This window comes from Arthrobacter sp. 05N429 (genome assembly GCF_056397045.1).
Genome location: NZ_JBFTMQ010000015.1, coordinates 63,990 through 82,771, shown reverse-complemented (window position 1 = coordinate 82,771; position 18,782 = coordinate 63,990). Strand labels below are relative to the sequence as shown.

Genomic DNA, 18,782 nt, shown 5'->3' with positions numbered 1-18,782 from the left:
ACGATCCCCGCGCCCTGGTGCGAAGCCCACCACATCACCTACTGGTCCCGCGGCGGAACCACCGGCACCGACAACGGAACCCTGCTCTGCTCACACCACCACCACCTGATCCACAAAGAACAATGGACCATCCAACTCCGCACCGGCATTCCCTGGTTCATCCCGCCCCCACACATCGACCCACGCCAAAAACCCCGGCGCAACTACTACTTCCACCCCACAGACCTCAGCCACGCCGCCTGACTCCGGCCGTGGGGTCAGGCCAAGCCAGATCGGCTCGCCTCCAGGCATTCGAAGGGCGCCGGGACCTCAGAGGAATCCTCAACTCAAACTGGCTCGGCCGCGGTTTTCGAGGGCGCGGGACTCAAATGCCCCAGGGCAGGCAGGCGGGCAGGCGGGCGACGGCGAGACGTCGTCACGGGAACGGGCAGACGTTTGGCACGTACACGGGCACGCGCGGCAACGCCGGACAAGGCAGGGCGTGGGCTCTATCGGCGCGACACAGCGTAGCGTCGTCGCGGCCGTCCAGCTGCGATGGCAGACGGCCGGCTCGGGAACGGACAGGGGCAGACGCACAGGCACAGACGGGGTATGAGCCGGGTCAGCGCCAGCACGAGCACCAGCACCAGCACCAGCACCAGCACCAGCACCAGCACCAGCACCAGCACCAGCACCAGCACCAGCACCAGCACCACGCAGCGTGCCTCACCGCCGTCCACCTGCCGTGGCAGGCGACGCAGGGGCACGCAATAGCCCAGGCGGGCTATCGCAAACTAGTGCCGCTCAGCACGCGAGGAGTGGATCGTGGCCACCGAGTTGCGGGGACAAAGATGACGGTGAGTCTGTGTGACTCCGCCAGAAGCGGCACAGCTATGGGCCGCCGTCGTGACTGCCCCGCCGGACGCAGCGCGGCGCGTTGGTCGCGTTCGGCCTACCGGGCGATGGGCGGCGGGGCGAGCGGGAGCAGCGCCGTTCCGGCGGCTGTGGTGTCGGCCGACATCTCCCAGACACGGCGCAGGGCGCAGAACTTCCACCAGTGATGCTTCAGGACGTCGGGGTTGGCGCGCAGGGGGCGGACTTCCGTCTGGCCGACAGCAACCGCCAGCAGGATCGGGGATTCGCCGTGCTGCCAGGCCTCCCACTCCCCTGCAACCGGGTCCACGAGACTTTCCTCAGCCTTCATGCCGGCCACGAGTTGCATAACGACTTTGTCATCCAGCGGTTTGACGGTGCCGTCGCGGCTGGTCCCCTTGGTCTTGTAATCGATGAGGCAGGTCCGGCCGTTGATTTTGGCAACGAGGTCCAGGGTGCCGGCGTAGCCAACGGTCTTGTTCCAGACGGTGATTTCCGGGGCGATCGGCTCCACCTGGAAGAGATCCCACCATTCGTCGAAACGGGCTGCGAAGGCTTCTTCACCGTTCGCGGCGAGGGCTTCGCGGGTTTCCTTCATCTGGTGCGGACGGCCCAGGGCACGCAGGGCAACCTGCTCGCAGTAGTTGTGCACCCGGTCCCCGCGCTTCGCCGCGTCGTCCCGGTAGGTCTCCGCCGCCTTCGCCGCGCGGCTCACCGCCTGGCGCACCTTCGCCGGGCTGCCCAGGATGCCGGGCAGTGTTGGATCCTGGGCGAGGCTGTTGGCACCCATGTACCCAAACCAGCCGTCCAGGCCGTGCGGCTGCTGGCCGATCACGGTGGTGATTGACGGGACGGAGAACTGCTCCGAGGTGGAGCGGGCATACATCCGGCCGTAGTCCGTGGCGTGGGCAAGAAGTGGGGCGGTCATGGCAAGACTCTTTCACGGGGCTCTGACAGTGGCGAAAACAGCGGGCCGGCTGCACTAACAACAATGGTCCGCCCCGCTCGGTGAGCGGAACGGACCATTTCTTGGGTGGGCGATACTGGGTTCGAACCAGTGACCTCTTCGGTGTGAACGAAGCGCGCTACCACTGCGCCAATCGCCCCAATGCCATTGAATGCTAGCCCACCCCGGCGGAATTTAGAAATCGGGGCGCCTCGATGCTCCAGTGTTCCCGAATGCGTCCTATGCGGACACTCTACGAACGCACCCAGGAACTCCCGCAGCCCACCGAAGAAGCCGTGGCGGGGCCCTTGAAGGGCCAGCGAATTACAGCGCTGTAATTAGCAAGAACCCCTAGAACTCAAGGATGCGGCGGCGCCGGCACCCGCCGTCGTCGTCTCGATTTGTAAGTTCCCTGAACCTCCTATAGAGTTCTTACTCGTTGGAACGCGAGGAAATGCCGATTGCGGCGGGGAATTGCAGACAATAATGCGGACGTAGCTCAGCTGGTAGAGCACCACCTTGCCAAGGTGGATGTCGCGAGTTCGAATCTCGTCGTCCGCTCGCAGGACACTGTCAAAATAAGGTTCTTCGGAATCCTATCTACACGGTGGGTTGGCCGAGAGGCGAGGCAGCGGCCTGCAAAGCCGTATACACGGGTTCGAATCCCGTACCCACCTCGGTGAAAACCCTGGTTTCCGGTCTAGGTCGGATGCAAGGGGCGATTGGCGCAGCGGTAGCGCGCTTCCCTGACACGGAAGAGGTCACTGGTTCGATCCCAGTATCGCCCACCAGAGCAAGGCAACTTGCTTGATGCAGTACCACCGGCCCAGCCGGCATGGACTAAATGCGGACGTAGCTCAGCTGGTAGAGCACCACCTTGCCAAGGTGGATGTCGCGAGTTCGAATCTCGTCGTCCGCTCTCTTCATTACAACTCCACTCCGGATCCTTCCGGTTGCGGGCGATTGGCGCAGCGGTAGCGCGCTTCCCTGACACGGAAGAGGTCACTGGTTCGATCCCAGTATCGCCCACCACAAGAGCAGCTCCCTCGGAGCTGCTCTTTTTTGTGTGCGGCCCGCCTGGGCCGCCCGGGTCCTTCTCCCCTGTTCTGCCGCAGCGCTTTCTTTTACCCTGTGGGCGGACACCCTTGGCACCCCCGCCACCTCCCGCTAGGGTAGAAAACGCAAGGAGCGATCTGGCTCCGCGACCGAAGGGAGGTGCCCGTGGGATTACTTGACGATCTAAAGGGCAAGGCTCAGCAAGTAATTGGTGGCAACGAAGAAGCCATCAAGGACGGCATCGAAAAGGCGGGCGACTTCGTCGACTCCAAGACCGGCGGAAAGCACGCCGACAAGATCGATGCTGTGCAGCGCGGCGCTTCCGACTTCGTGGACAAGGCGAACGACCGGCCCAACGAGGCCCCCGTCGCCGAACAGCCTCCCGTAGCCGGCCAGCCCCCCGTTGCCGGGGAACCCCGCCAGCCAGGCCTCTGACCCAGATACGTCAGCGAGGTGTCGGTCCCGCCGAGAGGCGGCGCCGGCACCTCCGGCGTTTAACGGCAAAGCCCCCGGCCACACCGCACCTCGCGTAACGGCCCCTAACGCAGCAACGCGGGGTCACCTACCGCCCATCAGGATGGGCCGTCAGTGACCCCGCGGCGCTCGGAAAACGCTAGGAGGGTTCGTGGTTCTGGCCTTCGCGGGCCAGGGCGGTAAGCCTTGAGACGGCGCGGAAGTACTTCTTCATGTACCCGCCGGTCATCATTTCCTCGGTGAAGAGCTGGTCGAACGGCACGCCGCTGGCCAGGATCGGCACGTCCTTGTCGTACAGCCGGTCTGCGAGCACCACGAAGCGCAGCGCGACGGACTGCTCGTGGATGGTGTGGACGTTCTTCCAGACCACGCCCTCGATCCCGTCGAGCAACTGGCGGTAGCGGCTAGGGTGGACGCCGGCCAGGTGGTCGATCAGCGTGCTGAACTCATCCCGCGCCACCGTCTTGCCATGGAACTCGTTCTGCATGTGGTGCGTCAGCTGCTCGTTCGGCAGCGGCTGCGGCGCGGCCGGCAGTCCGCGGTGGCGGAAGTCCTCGCCGTCGATGCGGACGACGTCGAACTGGTCCGCCAGCACCTGGATTTCCCGGGCGAAGTCGACGGCGGCGAAGCGGCCGTCGCCCAGGGAGCCCGGCAGGGTGTTGGAGGTGGCCGCGAGCTTGACGCCGGCGTCGGCCAGTTCGCGCATGAGCCGGGACATCAGCACGGTGTCGCCCGGATCGTCGAGCTCGAATTCGTCGATGCAGACCAGCTTGTAGTGGCTCAGCGCCTCGACCGTCTTGCGGAAGGACAGGGCGCCAACGAGGTTGGTGTATTCGACGAAGGTGCCAAAGGCCTTGGGCCCTGGGGCGGCATGCCACAGCGAGGCGAGCAGGTGGGTCTTGCCGACGCCGAAGCCGCCGTCGAGGTAGATCCCGGCCCGCGAGGTGTCCTTCTTGCCGAAGAGGCGCTTGAAGAGTCCGTCGCCGTCGCGCGCTCCGACGTTTGCCGCGAATCCCTCCAGCGCCCTGACCGCGTTGGCCTGGCTGGGCTGGGACGGATCCGGCCGGTAGCTGGAAAACGAAACCTCACCGAAGCGCGGCGACGGATAAAACCCGTTGAGGAGTTCATCCACTGAAACTGCCGGGGTGCGGGCGGCGAGCTGTTCGATCTGTACCAAGGTGGTCCGTTCTGCTGGTCTCTTGTCCCCAGAAAGAATACCGGCAATGCGCGGTCTCCCCGACGGGAGGCATGGGCGGGCGGCGTGGGCGGGCGGACGCCACGTGACGAAGGCCATATTTCCGAGTGTGAACGCGGTGGAGCAATCCCGGCGGGCCGTGGCTAGTGTTGGAGTAGGCCCGGCGCCGCGTTCGATCTTCCACGGCCCGGCCTCCTGACCGTTTCAGTGAAAGGCCATTACATGCCCTACCCCGTTGAGCAGAACGAAAAGTTCGCCGCCTACGCCCACCCCGAGCGGCTCGTGTCCACCGAATGGCTGGCTGCCGCGATCGAGTCCGGCGCACTCCAGGACGGCAAGCTCGTGGTGGTGGAATCCGACGAGGACGTGCTGCTCTACGAGACCGGCCACATCCCCGGCGCGGTGAAAATCGATTGGCACACCGACCTGAACGACGAGGTCACGCGCGACTACGTGGACGGGGCAGCGTTCGCCGCCCTCGCCGCTGCCAAGGGAATCTCCCGTGACAGCACCGTGGTCATCTACGGCGACAAGTCCAACTGGTGGGCCGCCTACGCCCTGTGGGTTTTCGAGCTCTTCGGCCACGAGGACGTCCGGCTGCTCGACGGCGGCCGGGACAAGTGGATCGCCGAAGGCCGCGCCGTCACCACGGACAAGCCCGCCGCCACGCCCGGTGAGTACCCCGTCGTCGAACGCAACGACGCCCCGATCCGCGCCTTCAAGGAAGACGTCCTGGCGCACTTCGGCAAGCCGCTGATCGACGTCCGTTCCGCCGAGGAGTACACAGGACAGCGCACGCACATGCCCGCCTACCCCGAGGAAGGCGCCCTCCGCGGCGGCCACATCCCCACCGCGGCCTCCATCCCGTGGGCCCGCGCGGCGGCCGAGGACGGCACCTACCGGACCCGCCCCGAACTCGAGGCCCTGTACCTCGGCGAAGCCGGGCTGAAGGAAGGCGACGACGTCGTGGCGTACTGCCGCATCGGCGAGCGGTCCAGCCACACCTGGTTCGCGCTCAAGTACCTGCTGGGCTTCGACACGGTCCGCAACTACGACGGTTCCTGGACCGAATGGGGCAACGCCGTCCGCGTCCCGATCGCCAAGGGCACCGAACGCGGCACGGTGCCGGCCGCCAGGTAGCCCGGGGTGTGACACCGCCGACAAGGACACATTCGCCGCGCGTGCGTAAGCTGGAAGTGATGAAAACTTCTGCCCTCCCCACCGCCCTGGCGGAAATTGTTGACGACTTTCAGGCCGTTACCGAGCCCGAACGGCTCCAGTTGCTGCTCGAGTTCTCCCGCGACCTCCCGGAACTCCCGGATAGGCTCAAGGACCACCCGGAGCTGATGGAGCAGGTGGTCGAGTGCCAGTCGCCGTTGTTCCTGACGATTGAGACGGAAAAGTCCGACGCCGGCGCGGCCGGAAGCGTCAGACTCTTCTTCAAGGCGCCGCCCGAGGCTCCCACCACGCGCGGCTTCGCGGGTGTGCTGCACGAGGGCCTCGACGGGTTGAGCCCGGCGGAGATCCTGGCGGTCCCCGACGACATGCCGGAGCTGCTGGGCCTCACCCGGGCCATCACTCCGTTGCGGATGCGCGGGATGACGGCGATGCTGGGCAGGATCAAGCGCAAGGTTGCTGCCCTCCCGCAGCAGTCCTGACCGGTCCCGGTTACTCCGGCACCCGGATATCCGAACAGAATGGCACGCAAGCAGGCGTCACAGGGAACCCCGGCCACCGCAGCCCTCGCGGCCGCCGGGGTTCCTTTCGTCGCCCACCCCTACAGCCATGACCCTGCTGCTGCCAGCTACGGGCTGGAAGCGGCTGACGTGCTCGGCGTCGACCCGGCCCGCGTCTTCAAGACGTTGATGGTCGACGTCGACGGCCGGCTCGCCGTCGGCGTCGTGCCCGTGAGCGGAAACCTGGACCTGAAGGCCATGGCGGCCGCACTGGGCGGCAAGAAAGCGGCGATGGCGGACCCGGCAGCGGCCGAGCGACGCACGGGCTATGTGCTGGGCGGCATCTCGCCGCTGGGCCAGCGGCAGCCCTCCCCCACTGTGGTTGATGCCAGCGCCGTGGGCCTGGACACGATCCTGGTTTCGGGCGGGCGGCGTGGCCTGGACATCGAGCTGAGCCCGGCCGCACTGATCCGCCTCACCGGGGCGCAGACGGCACGGATCCGCACCGGCCGGAGCTAACCGGGTTCCCGCGGCGCCGGGAGTGCACAGGACGAATCGAGTGGGCAGCAAACGGCAGTGTTCCCGCGGAACACTGCCGTGAAGTGTCAACTCGGCGGGGCAGGCGCCTCGGGAGTCGGCTGGCCGGGATTCGGGCGGGGCGCGAGCTGCTGTCCGAGCCAGGCTGTGACCAGGCGCTCCCAGCGCTCCGGATCCACATTCCACTCCTTAGTGTGGCGGGCACGGTCGAAGGACTCGAAGGTGACCATCTCCGGGTTCTTCTCGGCCAGGACCGCGGACGGGCCGTAGGGTACGTATTCGTCGTCGACACTGTGGATGATCAGCGTTGGAGTCCGCAGCTCCACGGCGCGGGAAACCCAGTCCATCGCCTTCAGGTCCACCGGCGCCGCGAGTCCCGTCAGCCGGCGGCCCAGCTTGTGGCTCATCATCAGCTGCCCGTACCTGCCCACCGCTGAGGGGATCCGGTTGAGTTCGGCGTGGTGTGCCAGCACGTTGACCCAGTTGATGACGGGGGCGTCCAGCACCATGGCCCGGATCAGGGTGTGGTAGCGGGACAAGTCGGCGGTCTGGAGGCAGATGGCCCCTCCCATGGACCAGCCGAAAAGCACCACTTCACGCGCACCATGCGCCAACGCAAACTCGATGGCCGAATCGACGTCGCGCCACTCGGTGGAGCCCAAGCCGTACCGCCCGTCCTGCGCCGAGGGCGCCAGGCCGTCGTTGCGGTACGTGATCACCAGGCTGGACATGCCCAGTTCCCGGGCGGTCCGGACCGCCCGCAGGCACTCCTGCCGGCTCGCGCCGCGGCCGTGCACCATGATGGCCCAGACGCCCGACTCCTGCGGGGCCCGGACGAGCCATGCCGGAGCGGTGCCGCCGTCGACGTCGATGTCCACGTCTTCCGACGGCAGGCCGATGCTGGCCGGGTCCGGGTACGCGGCTCCGCTCCAGTAGCCGCGGCGCGCAGCGCTGAGGTCGCCGCTGTAGACGGCTTCGACTTCGCGCTGAACCGTGCGCTCGGCGGGTGAATAGGACACGATCCGGCCGATCCGGGCGTGCCCCCGACCGCCGCCGAAGAAGAATCCGTAGACACCCTCGACCGTGGCGTCGGGCGTAGCCGCGAGGATAATCTGCAGCCCATGATCGCCCCGGATCACCGCGAGCACTTCCTGGTCCTCCTCCCGGACCCGGGAGGGCGTGATCACGCGGCGGGCGAAATAGAGGGCAAGGGCGGAGGAACCGGCGGCCAGCAGGCCGGCCGCGGCGCTGCCGCCGATGATGCCCCCCAATGCCCACTTGGCACTGCCGGGGACGGAAACGTCGGCGGCGGAGTTCGCGACGGCGCGGGCGGCCTTCCCACGGGCGGTGGAGATCCGCTGCGGGTCCGGCAGGAGGCGTAGGGAGGAAGCCATGGCACCATTCTTACCGAACTCCTCGCCGGGAGTGGCATTTGGGGGCGCCACGCACCACCGACGGGCAGGTCGAGCGCGTTGGCAACGCATGCTCCGGAACTGCTGTTCGGAGCGTTCAAGCGGTCCGCACGGGTTCTCCGCGCCCTCATCTGTGCGGGCGCACCGGCGCGCGACTAGGCTGGGGGCATGAGTGATCCAATCGTCATTTTGACAGAAGAGCCCCTCGGCGCGGACGACCGTGTCAACATCGAAACCCTGATTGCCGGCGGTGATGCGCCCGTGGTGGTCTTGGTTCCGGCCAGCACCGAGCGGCACCTCCTGGTGGATTTCCTGGAGAACCTGTCCTTGCTGGAAATCTCCAAGGCCTTCCGTGAACTGACGGCACACTCCGACCCCGCAGGGGAACGCGCCGAAGCGGCCGAGACCCTGGCCGCCTCGCTCGCGGCCCTGGCCGGGCTCGGCAGCGGCGTGACCGGCGAAATCGTCGAGGGCAAGGCCGTCGACGGAATGGTCGCCAGGGTACGGGAGCTCGGCGCCGGACAGGCCGTCGTGATCACCCGCCCGCACGCCGTCGCGGACACCTTCCACACCGACTGGGCCACCAAGGCCCAGGACAAGCTGGGCCTTCCGGTCCTGCATCTGTACGCGGGATCGGGATTTATCGGGGACTCCTGAGCGTTATTCAGGCTATGAGCATCTTTAGCAACAGGCCCAAAGTCTCGCCCGTCGCCGCCCCCGACGGGACCACGCCCGAAAGTGCCACCGGACCGGGCGACAATCCGTCGGTTGAAAAGTCCGAGGCGCAGTGGCGCCAGGAGCTGACGCCGGACGAGTATCGCGTGCTCCGCCAGGCCGGAACCGAGCGCCCCTACACCGGTGAGTACTGGGACACCCACACCACCGGCGTCTATCAGTGCCGCGCCTGCGGCACGGAGCTGTTCACCAGCCAGGAGAAATTCGATTCGCACTGCGGCTGGCCCTCCTTCTGGGCCCCGCTCGCGGAGGGCACGGTCCGGTACATCCACGACCGCACCCTGGGCATGGAACGGGTCGAAGTCCGCTGCGCCACGTGCGACTCCCACCTTGGCCATGTGTTCGAGGGCGAAGGCTACGGAACCCCGACCGACCAGCGCTATTGCATCAACTCCGTCTCCCTGAAGCTGGTCCCCGCGGACGACGCCGGCCAGTAGCCCGGGCGTGCGGGTGGACAACGCAACGGGTCCCCGGCCGGCACCGGATCAGCGGCTGCCGCCGGGGCCTTTGAGTCCAGCCGGAAAAGCGTAGCCTCGCCGACACTGGAGCTGGCCCGGCCTGCGCGGGCCACTTGCCCCAGACTTTCTTATGCTCGGGTTGATTTTGCATTAGGGATCCTGACTTCTTGCTACGCTCGATCTAGACACTGAAGAGCGACGCTCCCAGTCAATAGAAAGGCGCCTGCTGCGATGACGACCACCGCTATCACCACCACTGCCCCGATCTCGGCCACCTCCCCGGAGTGGCTCCAGCTCAAGGCTGCCGCCACCGCCCTGCAGGCGCTCCAGGTCCAGGACGGCTCCGTCCCGGACGCCGCCGACCATGAGGCGGCCGGCGGATATGTCCGCAGCATCTCGGCGGCCATCGAGGCCATGGCGCCGGCCTTCCCGCACGACGCCGACTACCTCTCCCTGCTCGTCACCGACTTCGGGCGCTGGGCCGACGGCGGCTTCGGCGTGCCGGACTTCCTCGACTCCCTGCAGGCCTTCCAGCCGCAGCAGCACCGGGTCAACGGACTGCAGCACCTTGTCGTGTTCCCGATGTACACCCAAAACGGCAGCAGCAGCCGCCTGGTCGAGGCCGTGCTGATCGAGGTCATCTGGCCCGAGTTTGTCGGAGGCCTGGAAGAGGGCGAATACTCCAACAAGCTTTTCGTCCCGATCCGCTTTCTGGACTTCACCCCCGGCTACAACACCAACTCCGCGGTGCTGTTCCCGGAGACCGTCGCCGTCCGCGAGACCCCGACCTTCACGTGGGGCGCCATCTTCGCCGACCGCGAGGCCGCCCGCTTCCGCCGCGTCCTGCGCGCCGCCGCGGGCATCACCTCCCTGCAGCTTCCCGAGGACGCGGCCGCGCTCCTGGAGGACCAGGAACTGACGCAGGAAACATTCGTGATGTGGGACCTCATCCACGACCGCACCCACATGCGCGGAGACCTGCCCTTCGACCCGTTCATGATCAAGCAGCGCATGCCGTACTTCCTCTACTCCCTCGAGGAACTGCGCTGCGACCTCACCGCCTTCCGCGAATCCGTGAAGATCGAAAAGGATGAGGACGCCGACCCTGAGGCCCGCCGGCACGCCAAGCTGGTCCAGTACGCCGTGATTTTCGACCGGATCTTCCGCTTTGCCATCACCGGCAGCCGGGTCCGCAACTACGACGGTCTCGGCGGCCAGCTGCTCTTCGCCTGGATGCACCAGCACCACGTCCTGCACTGGACCGACAGCAAGCTCAGCATCGACTGGGATGAAGCCGCCGACGTCGTGGTTGAACTCGGCGCCAAGATCGAGGAGCTGTACTGGCGCTCCATCGACCGCCCGAAGATGGCCCACTGGCTCGCCGCCTACGAGCTGATCTCCGGAACCGTCACACCCAACCCGGCCTCCGTCTGGGCCAAGGGTCCGGACGCACTGCCGCTGGCCGGGCCGCCGCGCGGCCTCACCGACCAGGTGCTTGACGACGAGTTCCCGCTCTCCATGTTCTATGAGGCACTCGAGAAGAAGATGCGCCCCGTCATCGAATCCACGGCCGGCATCACGGGCACGTCTGACACGGGCACGGCGGGCACCGCCACAAACGCCGCAATGAACGCCGGATGAGCACCGGACGCACCCTGAACGTGGTGGTCACGGGCGGCAGCGGCCCTTCGGGGGTCGCCGCCGCCCGTGCCCTGCGCAACGCGGGGCACACTGTCTTCACCGTGGGCTCGGACCGGCCCCGGATCGAGGCGGCCGCCGCTGAGGCCGGCAGCGGCGTCACGCCGCTCGTCTGCGACCTCGCCGATCTCGCGGACGTCCGCAAACTGCACGCCACCGTGCAGGCCCGACTGGCCGAAACGGGCGGGGCCGTCGACGGCGTCATCCACCTCGTCGGCGGCTGGCGCGGCGCCAAAGGCATCACGGACCAGAGCGACGAGGACTGGGAGTTCCTGGAACGCGGCGCGATCACCACGCTGCGGAACGTCACGCGGGTCTTCTATGACGACCTCGCGGCCTCCGACGCCGGGCGCTTCGCCATGGTGTCCTCTACCGCCGTGAGCCGGCCGACGGCGGGCGGCGCCAGCTATGTGGCCGCCAAGGCCGCCGCCGAGGCCTGGACCCTGGCCGTCGCCGACGGATTCCACCGCGGGCAGTCGGGACGCAAGCAGGAGCCCGGCACTGACACCGTCGCCGTGGAACAGCGCAGCGCCGCCGTGATCTTCGTAGTGAAGGCCCTGGTGGACGCAGCCATGCGGGCAAAGTCCCCGGAACGCACCTTCCCGGGCTTCACCGACGTCGAAGACCTGGCCGCTGCCGCCGTCGGGCTCTTCACCTCCCCCGCGGCCGAGCTGAACGGCCGGCGGCTGCTGCTGGGCCCAGAAATCAAACGCTGATCCGAAACCCTGAGCCCCCGGCCCTGGACTTAGCCGTTAGGCCCGGACCTCCTTAGACTGAAAGCGTGAGCAAATCGATGACAAGCACAGTTGAAACTGCCCCTGCCAGCACTGCGGCGCGGCTCCATGACCCCTCCGTCCGCGGCTTTGCCTCGGACAACTACTCGGGTGTCCACCCCGAAGTGCTGGCGGCCCTGGCCGCGGCCAACGAGGGCCACCAGGTCTCCTACGGCGAGGATGACTACACCGCCCGGCTGCAGCAGCTGATGGAGGAGCACTTCGGCGAAGGGATCGAATGCTTCCCGGTCTTCAACGGCACCGGCGCCAATGTGCTCTCGCTGCAGTCCCTGCTGCCGCGCTGGGGCGCCGTGGTCTGCGCTTCAACCGCCCACATCAACATGGACGAGAACGGCGCGCCGGAGCGGATCGGCGGCATCAAGCTGCTCCAGGTCCCCACGGCGGACGGCAAGCTCACCCCCGAGCTGATCGACAAGGAAGCCTGGGGCTGGGGCGACGAGCACCGCGCCCAGCCGCTGGCTGTGTCCATCACCCAGACCACCGAACTCGGCACCTGCTACACGCCGGAGGAAGTCCGGGCCATCGCGGAGCATGTCCATGCCAAGGGCATGAAGCTGCACATGGACGGCGCCCGGCTGGCCAACGCCGCCGCCCACCTGGGCGTGCCGCTGCGGGCCTTCACCCGCGACGCCGGCGTGGACATCCTCTCCTTCGGCGGCACCAAGAACGGCCTGCTCTTCGGGGAGGTCGTGATCGCCCTGAACCCGGCAGCAGCCCAGGGGCTGATCTACCTGCGCAAGATGAACATGCAGCTGGCCTCCAAGATGCGGTTTATGTCCGCCCAGTTCATCGCCCTGCTCGAGGGCGACCTCTGGCTGCGCTCGGCATCGCACGCCAACGCGATGGCGTCCCGGCTGCGGGCCGGCGTCGAGTCCATCCCCGGCGTTGAACTGAGCCAGAAGACCGAGTCCAACGGCGTGTTCGCCATCCTCCCGGCCGGCGTGGCCGACCGGCTGCGCACGTCCTTCCGTTTCTACGACTGGAACGAGGCGGCCCGCGAGGTCCGCTGGATGTGTTCCTTCGACACCACCGAGGACGACGTTGATTCCTTCATCGCTGCCATCAAGCGCGAGCTCGCGGCCGGCTGATCCGGGCGGCGCGCCCGCCGCCGTCTCCCGGCCCGGTGCAAGCCGGACCGGGCGGCGGCGGCGAGCCTGCCGGGCTGGAGGGCGCCCCTTGCATAACCTTCCATTGTGAACGCACTCGACCAGGTTCCGGCAGATTTTCTCTTTGCCTTGGGAACCCTTCGGCAGGCACGAACCCGCAGCGAACTGCGCCTCGAGGAAATCCCGGCGCCCGCGCGGCTGGCACCGTTCGCCGTCGCGCTCGGGGCGGAAGTTGTCGCCCCCGGTGAACCCTCCGGGGCCGTCCACGGCCCGGCCGCCGCGGCCCTGGCCCGCGCGTCCGGAAGCGACGACGTCGAGCTTGCCACCGGCCGCTTCATCCTGCTGCACGACCCCGACGGCTCCGCCGTCTGGGAGGGCGAATTCCGGGTGGTCACCTACATCCGCGCCCAGCTGGAACCCGAAATGGGCAACGACGAAATGCTCGGCTCCGTCGCCTGGACCTGGCTCGTCGAAGCCCTGCAGAACCACGCCGCGCCCTACCGCTCGGCCGGCGGGACCGCCACGCGGGTGCTGTCCGAAAGCTTCGGAACCCTCTCGGACCGGCCCGACTCGATCGACATTGAACTCCGGGCATCCTGGACGCCGGCCACCCCGGACATCACCTCCCACCTCGAGGCGTGGTCCGACATGGTCTGCACCTTCGCGGGCCTCCCGCCGCTGCCCGAAGGCGTCACGCCCCTGGCGCGCTGGCGCCGCGGACAGGCCTGAAATGCGGGGCGGGAACCGGGACAATCCGCCCGGATTTGGCGAATGCGCGGCCCGCAACACCGTGTTGTCGCTAAACTGAAGTCATCATGACGCCTCAAATTCCGGAAACCACCACCGCGGCCGCCACCACAGTACCGACTACAGCAGAGGCCGCTGACACCACAGCCCACATCGCGGTGGACGGCTTCGACAGCCTGGTCCCCGAGGTGATCGACCTCGATGCCCCCCGCGACGGCGTGCCGCTCGTCATTGAAACCCAGTCCGGCCTGGAACGCTGCGCCGCGGCCCTCGCCGCAGGCCACGGCCCCGCGGGCGTCGACGCCGAACGCGCCTCCGGTTTCCGCTACGGCCAGCGCGCCTTCCTGGTCCAGATCCGCCGTGAAGGATCCGGCACCTGGCTGATCGATCCGGAACCCTTCGGGGACCTGGGCATCATCAACGACGCCCTGCGCGGCGTCGAATGGATCCTGCACGCGGCCAGCCAGGACCTGCCCTGCCTGTCCGAACTCGGCATGTGGCCGGACAAACTCTTTGACACCGAGCTCGCCGCCCGCCTCGCCGGGCTCCCCCGCGTGGGCCTCGCCGCGGTGATCGAACAGCTCCTAGGCTTTGGCCTCGCGAAGGAACACTCCGCCGCCGACTGGTCCACCCGGCCGCTGCCGGAGCCGTGGCTGCGCTACGCCGCCCTCGACGTCGAGGTCCTCACCGAACTGCGCGAGGAACTCATAGAGCTGCTCGTCGCCGACGGCAAGCTTGACTACGCCGAACAGGAATTCGCCGCCATCCTTGAGGCCGGCCAGGCGCCGCCGCGCGTGGACCCGTGGCGCAAGACCTCCGGACTGCACCAGATCCGCGACCGGCGCCAGCTGGCCGCGGTCCGGGAACTGTGGCTGGAACGCGACTCGCTGGCGCAGAAGCGCGACGTCGCTCCCGGCCGGCTCATCCCGGATTCCGCCCTCGTCGCCGCCGCCAAGGCTATGCCCACCACTGTGCCGCAACTGCTGGGCACCAAGGGCTTCCACGGCCGCGCAGCCCAGCGCGAGGCGCCGCGGTGGCTGCGCTGCATCAGCACCGCCAGGGCCCTGGAGGAACTCCCGCCCCTGCACCTGCCCACCAACGCTCCCCCACCCCCGCGCGTATGGGCCGACCGGGACCCGGAGGCCGCCGCGAGGCTCGCCACGGCGCGGCCGCTGCTGCAGGCCAAGGCCGAGGAGCTGAACATGCCCGTGGAGAACCTGCTGACGCCGGATTACCTCCGCCGCGTCTCCTGGCGTCCGCCGGCCGAGTCCAGCGAGGAAGGCATTGCCGAGGAACTGGCGAACCTTGGGGCGCGCCAGTGGCAGATTGAACTCGTCGCACCGTTGATCGCCGCGGCCTTCCAGGATCCGCAGCCACTCCCGCCCAGGGAAGCAAAATCCGTGCCGGCCACAGCTGCCGCCGCAACCTCCACGGACACGGCACCTCAGCTGTAGTCCAGACTCGCCCCGCCCAACTCGCGGGAAGTCGATCAACGGCACATTCCGGACTCCTTGCCAGCTATGTTACTCACGAGTAACATGTTGTCTGATGTCGCCCGGATCCGTGCTGCCCTTGGCGTTGCGCCCAGTGCACGGAACCGGCACCCATGTCTCGATGAGGAGTACCACGTGAGCCAAAGCCCGAGCAGCGGAAGAAACAGCAGCGGACCCAGCAGCGCAAAGCCGGTCGTCGGCAGAAACCGTTCCATCCGCGACGTCGTCTTCGTCGACGGCGTCCGCACCCCCTTCGGCCGCGCCGGCGAGAAGGGCATTTACGCGGGAACGCGCGCCGATGACCTCGTGGTCAAGTGCATCCGCGAGCTGATGCGCCGCAACCCGTCCCTGCCGGCCGAGCGGATCGACGAGGTGGCCATCGCCGCAACGACCCAGACCGGCGACCAGGGCCTGACCATCGGCCGCACGGCCGCCCTGCTGGCCGGGCTGCCGCGGACCGTGCCGGGCTTCGCGATCGACCGGATGTGTGCCGGCGCCATGACCGCTGTGACGACGACGGCGAGCGGCATCGGCTTCGGCGCGTACGACGTTGTGATCGCCGGCGGCGTCGAGCACATGGGCAACCACCCGATGGGCGCCGGTGCCGACCCCAACCCGCGTTTTATGTCCGAACGGATCGTGGACCCTGCCGCCCTGAACATGGGCAACACCGCCGAGAACCTGCATGACCGTTTCCCCGCCATCACCAAGGACCGCACGGACGCCTACGCCGTTGCCTCGCAGGACAAGCTGGCCGCCGCTTACGCCAAGGACCAGATCCAGCCGGACCTGGTGCCCGTCGCGACGATGAAGCCGGGCCAGGGCTGGACCGTGAACACCATGGACGAGCCGCCGCGGCCGGGCACCTCGGTGGCCGACCTCGCCTCGCTCAAGACCCCGTTCCGTGCCCACGGCCGCGTCACTGCCGGCAACGCCGCCGGCCTCAACGACGGCGCCACCGCGGCCCTGCTGGCCTCCGCCGACGCCGCCGAGGAGCTCGGCCTGCCGGTCAAGATGCGCCTGGTCAGCTACGCCTTCGCCGGCGTCGAACCCGAGGTTATGGGCATCGGCCCGGTCCCGGCCACCGAAAAGGCCCTGAAGAACGCCGGGCTGGGCATCACTGACATCGGCTTGTTCGAGATCAACGAGGCCTTCGCGGTCCAGGTCCTCAGCTTTCTGGACCACTTCGGCATCGCCGACGACGACCCCCGCGTGAACCGCTACGGCGGGGCGATCGCCGTCGGACACCCACTGGCCTCCTCCGGCGTGCGGCTGATGAATCAGCTGGCACGCCAGTTCGAGGAGGACCCCAGCGTCCGCTTCGGCATGACCACCATGTGCATCGGCCTCGGCATGGGGGCCACCGTCATTTGGGAAAACCCGCACCACGCCGACTACGGCACCGACTACAACACCGAGACTGGAGCCGCAGCATGAGCGCCGCCGATTTCCACAAGCTTGCCGCCCTGTTCCCGAACGAGACGGTGACCCACTCCTACGTCCAGGACATCCAGCTGCCGGCCGTCAACGGCACGAGCCCCGGCACCTTCGCCCTGGTCACGCTGGACAACGGGCTGGACCACACCAAGCCCACCACGCTGGGTCCCAACACCCTGATCGAACTCGGCACCGTTCTGGAGGGCCTCAAAGAGCGTGCCGCGCGCGGCGAGATCGTGGGCGTGGGCGTGACGGGCAAGCCGTACTTCCTGGTTGCCGGCGCGGACCTGTCCACGGTCAAGTCGGTCAGCGGCCGGGAGCAGGGCCTGTGGATGGCGCAGCTCGGCCACGACGTCTACGGCACGCTCGCGAACCTCGGCGTCCCGAGCTTCGCCTTCATCAACGGCCTCGCCCTGGGCGGCGGGCTGGAGATCGCGCTGCAGTCCACGTACCGCACCGTGTCCACCGGCGCCGGGGCGCTGGCCCTGCCGGAGGCCTTCATCGGGCTGATCCCGGGCTGGGGCGGCGTCTACATCCTGCCCCGCCTGATCGGGCCCGAGAACGCCGTCAAGGTCATGATCGAGAACCCGCTCAGCAACAACCGCACCCTGACTGGCCCGCAGGCCTACGAACTGGGTGTGGCGGACGCCATCTTCGAACCGGCCGACTTCGTCGAGCAGTCCGTCGCCTGGGCCGCCCGGGTGATCGCCGGTGCCGAGACACCCGCACGGGCCAACGCCGTCGATGCCTCCGCACCGGACGTTGCCGAACGCTGGGCCGGCGCTGTCGCCGCCGGACGGGCGTTCGTGGAAGCGAAGACCTCGAACGCCTCCCCCGCTCCGGCCAAGGTGCTGGACGTACTGGAAGCCAACCGGACCATAACGCAGGCGGAGTCGGCGGAACTCGAGTGCCAGACCCTCGCGGACCTCATGCAGACCGACGAGTTCCGCTCCACGGTGTATGCGTTCCTGGACCTCGTGCAGCGCCGCTCCAAGCGCCCCGCCGGCGCCCCGGACCGCAAGCTGGCGCGCCCTGTCACGAAGATCGGCGTCGTCGGCGCCGGCCTGATGGCCAGCCAGCTCGCGCTGCTGTTCGCACGCCAGCTCAAAGTGCCGGTGGTGATGACGGACATTGACCAGGCCCGCGTGGACAAGGGCGTGGACTACGTGCACGCCGAGGTGGACAAACTGCTGGCCAGGAAGCGGATCAGCGCGGACGCGGCCAACCGGACCAAGGCCCTGGTCAGCGGCTCGGTCTCCAAGGAGGTCTTCGCGGACGCCGACTTCGTGATCGAGGCCGTGTTCGAAGAACTCAACGTCAAGAAGCAGGTGTTCAAGGAGGTCGAGGCGATCGTCTCGCCGGAGTGCATCCTGGCAACCAACACCTCCTCACTGTCCGTCACGGCCATGGCCGAGGACCTGCAGAACCCCGAGCGCCTGGTCGGCTTCCACTTCTTCAACCCGGTGGCCGTGATGCCCCTGCTGGAGATCGTTCGTGCGCCGAAGACCGACGATGCCGTGCTGGCGACTGCTTTCGAACTGGCGAAGGGCCTGAAGAAATCCGCCGTGCTGGTCAAGGACGCCGCCGCGTTTGTGGTGAACCGGCTCCTGCTCCGCCTGATGGGCGAGGTCACCGCGGCCTTCGACGAGGGCACGCCCGCCGAGGTGGCGGACAACGCGCTGCGCCCCATGGGCCTGCCGATGACGCCGTTCACGCTCGGCGCCATGGTGGGGCTGCCGGTTGCCCAGCACGTCCAGGAATCCCTGCATGCCGCCTTCGGGGACCGCTTTACGGTCTCCCGGAACCTGCAGGCGCTGATCGACAACGGCATCAGGTCCCTCTGGGATCCGGCCTCGGTCAAGGCCGGCAAGCCGGTCATCCCGGCCGAAACCCTGGCCTTGATGTCCTTCGGCGATTCACCCTCCACGGCAGACGAGGTGCTGCGCCGCACCCAGGACGCCCTGGCGGAGGAAATCGGCCTGATGCTCGCCGAAGGCGTGGTGGCGGGCCCGGAGGACATCGACCTCTGCATGATCCTCGGTGCCGGCTGGCCGATGTTCCTCGGCGGCATCACCCCGTACCTTGACCGGGTGGGTGCCTCGGAGCGGGCCACCGGCAGGAAGTTCCTGGCCCCCGGGGTGGCGTCCGAACCTGCCTAGGCAACGT

General features: G+C 67.9%; 18 protein-coding genes and 6 tRNA genes. 19 read left to right on the top strand and 5 right to left on the bottom strand.

What is annotated here, in order from left to right; all coding sequences use genetic code 11:
• Nucleotides 1-243: HNH endonuclease (locus AC1DF4_RS17880; RefSeq protein ID WP_476913631.1), on the top strand; the 243-nt coding region annotated here is incomplete at its 5' end.
• Between the two features lie 245 nt (nucleotides 244-488).
• On the opposite strand, the gene AC1DF4_RS17875 is transcribed toward AC1DF4_RS17880, so the two are convergent.
• From AC1DF4_RS17875 to AC1DF4_RS17865, 3 genes are all read right to left on the bottom strand, one after another.
• Nucleotides 489-695 carry a hypothetical protein gene (locus AC1DF4_RS17875; RefSeq protein WP_476914129.1) on the bottom strand — a complete coding sequence of 69 codons (207 nt, stop codon included), beginning with the start codon at nucleotides 693-695 and terminating at the stop codon, nucleotides 489-491.
• 236 nt (nucleotides 696-931) lie between these two features.
• Entirely contained in the window at nucleotides 932-1,780 is an 849-nt protein-coding gene (locus AC1DF4_RS17870; RefSeq protein ID WP_476914128.1) for a cytochrome, read from the bottom strand.
• 106 nt (nucleotides 1,781-1,886) lie between these two features.
• Nucleotides 1,887-1,958: transfer RNA gene (locus tag AC1DF4_RS17865), tRNA-Val, on the bottom strand.
• A 328-nt stretch (nucleotides 1,959-2,286) separates the two neighbouring features.
• Here AC1DF4_RS17865 and AC1DF4_RS17860 point away from each other — a divergent pair.
• The 6 genes from AC1DF4_RS17860 to AC1DF4_RS17835 all read left to right on the top strand — a co-directional run bounded on the left by AC1DF4_RS17860 (nucleotide 2,287) and on the right by AC1DF4_RS17835 (nucleotide 3,289).
• A tRNA-Gly gene (locus AC1DF4_RS17860) sits at nucleotides 2,287-2,359 on the top strand.
• 45 nt (nucleotides 2,360-2,404) lie between these two features.
• Nucleotides 2,405-2,475: transfer RNA gene (locus AC1DF4_RS17855), tRNA-Cys, on the top strand.
• A gap of 39 nt (nucleotides 2,476-2,514) precedes the next feature.
• Nucleotides 2,515-2,589 (top strand) — tRNA-Val (locus tag AC1DF4_RS17850).
• 55 nt (nucleotides 2,590-2,644) lie between these two features.
• Nucleotides 2,645-2,717: transfer RNA gene (locus AC1DF4_RS17845), tRNA-Gly, on the top strand.
• 38 nt (nucleotides 2,718-2,755) lie between these two features.
• Nucleotides 2,756-2,830, top strand: a tRNA-Val gene (locus AC1DF4_RS17840).
• Nucleotides 2,831-3,019: 189 nt separating this feature from the next.
• Nucleotides 3,020-3,289: an antitoxin gene (locus AC1DF4_RS17835; protein ID WP_476914127.1), complete on the top strand. Its 270-nt coding sequence runs from the start codon at nucleotides 3,020-3,022 to the stop codon at nucleotides 3,287-3,289.
• Nucleotides 3,290-3,467: 178 nt separating this feature from the next.
• Here the strand turns inward: AC1DF4_RS17835 and zapE are convergent, their stop codons facing one another.
• Entirely contained in the window at nucleotides 3,468-4,505 is a 1,038-nt protein-coding gene (gene zapE, locus AC1DF4_RS17830) for a cell division protein ZapE (RefSeq protein WP_476914126.1), read from the bottom strand.
• Nucleotides 4,506-4,745: 240 nt separating this feature from the next.
• Here zapE and AC1DF4_RS17825 point away from each other — a divergent pair, with 240 nt between their 5' ends.
• From AC1DF4_RS17825 to ybaK, 3 genes are read left to right on the top strand one after another with little or no spacing between them, the layout of a single operon-like run.
• Nucleotides 4,746-5,663: a sulfurtransferase gene (locus AC1DF4_RS17825; protein ID WP_476914125.1), complete on the top strand. Its 918-nt coding sequence runs from the start codon at nucleotides 4,746-4,748 to the stop codon at nucleotides 5,661-5,663.
• 59 nt (nucleotides 5,664-5,722) lie between these two features.
• On the top strand, nucleotides 5,723-6,181 hold the full coding sequence (locus AC1DF4_RS17820; RefSeq protein WP_476914124.1) for a SufE family protein: 459 nt from the start codon (nucleotides 5,723-5,725) through the stop codon (nucleotides 6,179-6,181).
• A 39-nt stretch (nucleotides 6,182-6,220) separates the two neighbouring features.
• Nucleotides 6,221-6,718, top strand: a complete 498-nt coding sequence (gene ybaK / locus AC1DF4_RS17815) for a Cys-tRNA(Pro) deacylase (RefSeq protein ID WP_476914123.1) — start codon at nucleotides 6,221-6,223, stop codon at nucleotides 6,716-6,718.
• A gap of 86 nt (nucleotides 6,719-6,804) precedes the next feature.
• Here ybaK and AC1DF4_RS17810 read toward each other — a convergent pair whose 3' ends face one another.
• The gene (locus tag AC1DF4_RS17810; protein WP_476914122.1) at nucleotides 6,805-8,130 is read right to left on the bottom strand and encodes an alpha/beta hydrolase family protein; all 1,326 of its coding nucleotides are present in this window, start codon (nucleotides 8,128-8,130) and stop codon (nucleotides 6,805-6,807) included.
• Between the two features lie 186 nt (nucleotides 8,131-8,316).
• On the opposite strand from AC1DF4_RS17810, the gene AC1DF4_RS17805 reads away from it, so the two are divergent.
• The 9 genes from AC1DF4_RS17805 (at nucleotide 8,317) to AC1DF4_RS17765 (ending at nucleotide 18,775) form a co-directional block, all read left to right on the top strand.
• On the top strand, nucleotides 8,317-8,805 hold the full coding sequence (locus AC1DF4_RS17805; protein WP_441406934.1) for a hypothetical protein: 489 nt from the start codon (nucleotides 8,317-8,319) through the stop codon (nucleotides 8,803-8,805).
• Between the two features lie 14 nt (nucleotides 8,806-8,819).
• Nucleotides 8,820-9,320 carry a peptide-methionine (R)-S-oxide reductase MsrB gene (gene msrB, locus AC1DF4_RS17800; protein ID WP_476914121.1) on the top strand — a complete coding sequence of 167 codons (501 nt, stop codon included), beginning with the start codon at nucleotides 8,820-8,822 and terminating at the stop codon, nucleotides 9,318-9,320.
• A 252-nt stretch (nucleotides 9,321-9,572) separates the two neighbouring features.
• A complete protein-coding gene (locus AC1DF4_RS17795; RefSeq protein WP_476914120.1) occupies nucleotides 9,573-10,982 on the top strand; it encodes a DUF6421 family protein in 1,410 nt (469 codons plus the stop codon).
• A complete protein-coding gene (locus tag AC1DF4_RS17790; protein ID WP_476914119.1) occupies nucleotides 10,979-11,755 on the top strand; it encodes an SDR family oxidoreductase in 777 nt (258 codons plus the stop codon). Before AC1DF4_RS17795 ends, AC1DF4_RS17790 begins: the two co-directional genes overlap by 4 nt.
• Nucleotides 11,756-11,832: 77 nt before the next feature.
• Nucleotides 11,833-12,921 (top strand): threonine aldolase family protein, encoded by a 1,089-nt coding sequence (locus tag AC1DF4_RS17785; RefSeq protein WP_476914132.1) that lies wholly within the window; start codon nucleotides 11,833-11,835, stop codon nucleotides 12,919-12,921.
• 102 nt (nucleotides 12,922-13,023) lie between these two features.
• Nucleotides 13,024-13,668, top strand: a complete 645-nt coding sequence (locus AC1DF4_RS17780; protein ID WP_441406944.1) for a DUF3000 domain-containing protein — start codon at nucleotides 13,024-13,026, stop codon at nucleotides 13,666-13,668.
• Nucleotides 13,669-13,754: 86 nt separating this feature from the next.
• On the top strand, nucleotides 13,755-15,140 hold the full coding sequence (locus tag AC1DF4_RS17775) for an HRDC domain-containing protein (protein ID WP_476914118.1): 1,386 nt from the start codon (nucleotides 13,755-13,757) through the stop codon (nucleotides 15,138-15,140).
• A 252-nt stretch (nucleotides 15,141-15,392) separates the two neighbouring features.
• Nucleotides 15,393-16,616 (top strand): thiolase family protein, encoded by a 1,224-nt coding sequence (locus AC1DF4_RS17770; protein WP_476914131.1) that lies wholly within the window; start codon nucleotides 15,393-15,395, stop codon nucleotides 16,614-16,616.
• Nucleotides 16,613-18,775, top strand: a complete 2,163-nt coding sequence (locus tag AC1DF4_RS17765; RefSeq protein WP_476914117.1) for a 3-hydroxyacyl-CoA dehydrogenase NAD-binding domain-containing protein — start codon at nucleotides 16,613-16,615, stop codon at nucleotides 18,773-18,775. The genes AC1DF4_RS17770 and AC1DF4_RS17765 overlap by 4 nt, the downstream gene beginning before the upstream one ends.
• The last annotated feature ends 7 nt before the right edge of the window (nucleotides 18,776-18,782 follow it).

What these genes read in the sequence shown, in the direction of transcription:
- AC1DF4_RS17870 (WP_476914128.1), bottom strand. Translation starts at nt 1,780, where the DNA reads ATGACCGCCCCACTTCTTGCCCACGCCACGGACTACGGCCGGATGTAT.
- AC1DF4_RS17825 (WP_476914125.1), top strand. Translation starts at nt 4,746, where the DNA reads ATGCCCTACCCCGTTGAGCAGAACGAAAAGTTCGCCGCCTACGCCCAC.
- AC1DF4_RS17820 (WP_476914124.1), top strand. Translation starts at nt 5,723, where the DNA reads ATGAAAACTTCTGCCCTCCCCACCGCCCTGGCGGAAATTGTTGACGAC.
- ybaK (WP_476914123.1), top strand. Translation starts at nt 6,221, where the DNA reads ATGGCACGCAAGCAGGCGTCACAGGGAACCCCGGCCACCGCAGCCCTC.
- AC1DF4_RS17810 (WP_476914122.1), bottom strand. Translation starts at nt 8,130, where the DNA reads ATGGCTTCCTCCCTACGCCTCCTGCCGGACCCGCAGCGGATCTCCACC.
- AC1DF4_RS17805 (WP_441406934.1), top strand. Translation starts at nt 8,317, where the DNA reads ATGAGTGATCCAATCGTCATTTTGACAGAAGAGCCCCTCGGCGCGGAC.
- msrB (WP_476914121.1), top strand. Translation starts at nt 8,820, where the DNA reads ATGAGCATCTTTAGCAACAGGCCCAAAGTCTCGCCCGTCGCCGCCCCC.
- AC1DF4_RS17795 (WP_476914120.1), top strand. Translation starts at nt 9,573, where the DNA reads ATGACGACCACCGCTATCACCACCACTGCCCCGATCTCGGCCACCTCC.
- AC1DF4_RS17790 (WP_476914119.1), top strand. Translation starts at nt 10,979, where the DNA reads ATGAGCACCGGACGCACCCTGAACGTGGTGGTCACGGGCGGCAGCGGC.
- AC1DF4_RS17785 (WP_476914132.1), top strand. Translation starts at nt 11,833, where the DNA reads ATGACAAGCACAGTTGAAACTGCCCCTGCCAGCACTGCGGCGCGGCTC.
- AC1DF4_RS17775 (WP_476914118.1), top strand. Translation starts at nt 13,755, where the DNA reads ATGACGCCTCAAATTCCGGAAACCACCACCGCGGCCGCCACCACAGTA.
- AC1DF4_RS17765 (WP_476914117.1), top strand. Translation starts at nt 16,613, where the DNA reads ATGAGCGCCGCCGATTTCCACAAGCTTGCCGCCCTGTTCCCGAACGAG.